Source organism: Streptomyces sp. WELS2 (genome assembly GCF_013870595.1).
Taxonomy (GTDB): domain Bacteria; phylum Actinomycetota; class Actinomycetes; order Streptomycetales; family Streptomycetaceae; genus Streptomyces.
This window is the reverse complement of record NZ_JACBWZ010000717.1, coordinates 1-3216: the sequence shown is the minus strand read 5'-3', so window position 1 is coordinate 3216 and position 3216 is coordinate 1. Positions and strand designations below refer to the sequence as shown.

The following is a 3216-nucleotide window of genomic DNA, read 5'->3' as shown; positions in this document are numbered from 1 at the left end:
CCGATGCTGCTGTCCACGACCCGCACTTGGGCACGGTGCCGCACGCGAAGCGAGCTCCACCACCGCCCCGGCACCGCCCCCGTCCCCCGACGCCTCCGTCGACGACATCCGGATCGACCTGTCGGCACTGGAACTGCGGGCCGGGGGAAGGACGTTCCCCGTCTCCGCCCCCGGGATGAACCGGCCGTTCCGCGGCGACGCGGTCACCCGGGTCACCGAACGCCTGCGGCACGCCCGGTTCAGCGTCTCGCCGACCGGCGAGATCGAGAGCCACGACTGGGTGCTGGCCTTCAGCGGCCCCGAGCGGGATCCGCACTACCTCTACGGCGCCGGCACCGCCACCGACGTCCCCGGGCGCCGCCCGTCCACGCTGAGCGTGATCGGACTGCGCGCCGACGACGCCCGCTGGCTGTACGAGCACACGGCCGTCGGCACCCGGATCACCATCACCGGAACCGGCACCTAGGCCCTGCCGTCCGGTCGGCGGGCCGTCGCCGGCCTGGTGTCCGGCCGCGGAGCGGCCGGTGCTCACTCCTCGGGGCGGGTGCGGGTCGGGGTGGAGCGGCCGGGTGGGGGGAGTTGGGCCAGTTCGGTGCGGCTGATCAGGACGTCGCCGATGAAGAGGTCGTAGAGCAGGATGCCGATCGCGCCGCCGATCAGCGGGCCGACGATGGGGATCCACCAGTAACCGCTGAAGACGCCGGACACGCTGCCCGGGAACGCCAGGCTGCCCCAGCCGGCCGCGTAGGTGAACAGGCGGGGGCCGAAGTCGCGGGCCGGGTTGATGGCGTAGCCCGCGTTGGCGCCGTAGGAGATGCCGATGGCGGCGACGACGAGGCCGACGACCAGGGGGCCGAGGTTGGCCTGCACGGCCTGGTTGCGCAGGTCGATGACGGCGGCGATCAGCATCAGCAGGAAGGCCGTGCCCACGATCTGGTCGATCAGCGGGCCCCAGACGCCACCGTGGAAGTAGGGGGCCGGGAAGGTGGCGAAGATGGAGAAGGTGGTGTTGGTGTGCCCGTTCACCTTCGGCCCGGTCACGGTGCGGTCGAAGGTGTTGATCGCGTCGTGGTAGACGAGGTAGACCAGCGCCGCGCCGGTGAGGGCGCCGACGACCTGGGCGAACCAGTACGGCAGCACCTTGGCCCAGGAGAAGCCCCGGCGCAGGGCCATGGCGAGGGTGACCGCCGGGTTGAGGTGGGCGCCGCTGATCCCGCCGGCGACGTAGACGCCGAACGTGACGGCGAAGGCCCAGCCCCAGGCGATGAGCAGCCAGTCGCCGGCCGCCAGGAAGATCGTGGTGGGGGTGGCGGCCCGGCCGGAACCGGGCAGCGCGGCGACCGCCATCGCGACCACGCCGCAGCCGAAGGAGATGAGGACGAAGGTCCCGAGGAACTCCGCCATGCACTCGCCCAGCAGACCGCCTCGGCTCCTGAGCCGGGACGTCTTGACGAGTGGAGGGATGTCCACAGCCATGGAGGTCCCCCTTTAGGAGAGAGCGATGCGGCCAATGTCACCATATTGGCGCACAACGTCACTCCCCGCAGGGTGAGCGCTCCCGGCCACCCGGAAGGGCGACCGGCGGGGGTCGGTGCGGCGGTCTCAGCCGCCCGTCTGCCGGACCACCGACGCCGGTTCCCGCGGGGTGCCGGCGGCGCCGGCCGGACCCACGTTGGCCGCCAGCAGCAGACCGGACACGGCGATCACGGCCGCGGCGACGCCCCGGGCGGCGGAGGCCCGGCCGGACGGACGGACGCAGGGACGGGTGTGGGGTGCGTAGGGTGCGGATGTACGTCCGGACACGGCGACCTCGCAACACAACAGCGGAGTGTTAAGCATGCTTAATCCGCCGTTTAACCTAGGTGCTGTCGCCGCCCAACGGCAAGGGCGGCAGGGCGAGTTGGGGGCGGGCGGGCATGCGGGAGCGGGACGAACCGGAGGTCGTCGGGCGGCGGGTGCAGCGGCTGCGCGCCCAGCGGGGGCTGACCCAGCGGCAGCTGGCGGAACCGGCGTACACCCCCGCCTACATCTCCACGCTGGAGGCGGGCCGGGTCCGGGCCTCGGACGAGGCGCTCAGGCACATCGCGGACCGGCTCGGGGTCACCTTCGAGGAGCTGGCCGTCGGCCGCCCCGCCCACCTCGCCACCGGCCTCAGGCTGCGGCTCACCGAGGCCCAGCGGCTCCTCGCCGACGGCCGGGCCGAGGAGGCCGCCGCCCGGTACGGCCTGGTGCGCGCCGAGGCGGAGGCCCACGGGCTCGGCCGCGAACAGGCCGCCGCGCTGCTCGGCCTCGGCGAGTGCGCCCTGGAGACCGGCGCGCTGAGCGAGGCCCGGGACTGCTTCGAACGGGCCGAGGAGCAACTGGCCGGCCAGTCGCTGCCGGTGCGGGTGCCCGCGGTGCGCGGCCGGGCCGTCGCCCACTACCTCGCCGGTGAACTCCGTTACGCCGTCTACCTCCTGGAGTCCACGCTCGACGAACTGAACCGCGGCGGACTGCACGACCCGGACGCGCTGCTGCTGCTCTACGCCAGCGTCATCGGCCCGTACATGGACATGGGCGCCCACGCCCGCGCCGCCCAGGCCGCCGAGTTCGCCCTCGCGCTCGCCCCGCGGGCCGGCGACCCCGCGCTGATCGCCCGGATGCACCGCTCGGTCGCCCGCACCCTGCTCGCCGAGGGCCGCATCGCCGAGGCCGACGCCTCCCTGGCCAAGGCGGCCGAGCTGTACGCCCAGCTGCGGCTGCGCACCGAGCTGGCCAACTGCCACTGGATGCGCGGCTACGTCTACGCGCAGAACGGCGACCTGGACCGCGCCGAGGAGGAGCTGCGCCGGGCGCACAGCATGCTCGCGCGGACCCGGGCCGCCCTGTACCGCAGCCAGGCCGCCGTCGAACTCGCCGACGTGCTGCACCGCCGGGGCCGCTCCGGGGAGGCCGCCGAGCTGCTGGAGGGTGTTCTCGGGGACTTCTCCTCCGAGCGCGGCGCCGTGCACGCCGCCGCCGCGCACCGCCTGCTCGGCATCATCGCCGAGGACGCCCGGGACACCGAGGCCGCCGAGGAGCACTACGTCCGCGCCCTCAGCCTCCTGGAACGCGCGGGCGCCGCCGGTGACCTCGCCGACCTGTGCCGGCTGCTGGGCGACCTGCTGCGCCGCACCGGCCGGACCGAGGCCGCCCTGGACGCCTACCGCACCGGCCTCGGGCACCGCACCGCCCCCG

At 74.3% G+C, this 3216-nt stretch carries 4 protein-coding genes; 2 read left to right on the top strand and 2 right to left on the bottom strand.

Annotation, left to right across the window (positions count from 1 at the left end):
• A partial coding sequence (locus H5J33_RS28675; RefSeq protein WP_181797733.1) for a L,D-transpeptidase occupies positions 1-466 on the top strand: 466 nt, incomplete at its 5' end.
• A 62-nt stretch (positions 467-528) separates the two neighbouring features.
• Here the strand turns inward: H5J33_RS28675 and H5J33_RS28670 are convergent.
• Both H5J33_RS28670 and H5J33_RS28665 read right to left on the bottom strand, forming a co-directional pair.
• On the bottom strand, positions 529-1476 hold the full coding sequence (locus H5J33_RS28670) for an MIP/aquaporin family protein (RefSeq protein WP_181797732.1): 948 nt from the start codon (positions 1474-1476) through the stop codon (positions 529-531).
• 126 nt (positions 1477-1602) lie between these two features.
• Entirely contained in the window at positions 1603-1803 is a 201-nt protein-coding gene (locus H5J33_RS28665) for a hypothetical protein (RefSeq protein WP_181797731.1), read from the bottom strand.
• A gap of 113 nt (positions 1804-1916) precedes the next feature.
• Between H5J33_RS28665 and H5J33_RS28660 the strand changes: the two genes are divergently transcribed.
• The coding region (locus H5J33_RS28660; RefSeq protein WP_181797734.1) for a tetratricopeptide repeat protein at positions 1917-3216 on the top strand (1300 nt) is incomplete at its 3' end.

Bases quoted from the DNA above. Each gene is read 5' to 3' on its own strand.
- H5J33_RS28670 (WP_181797732.1), bottom strand. From the start codon at position 1,476: ATGGCTGTGGACATCCCTCCACTCGTCAAGACGTCCCGGCTCAGGAGC.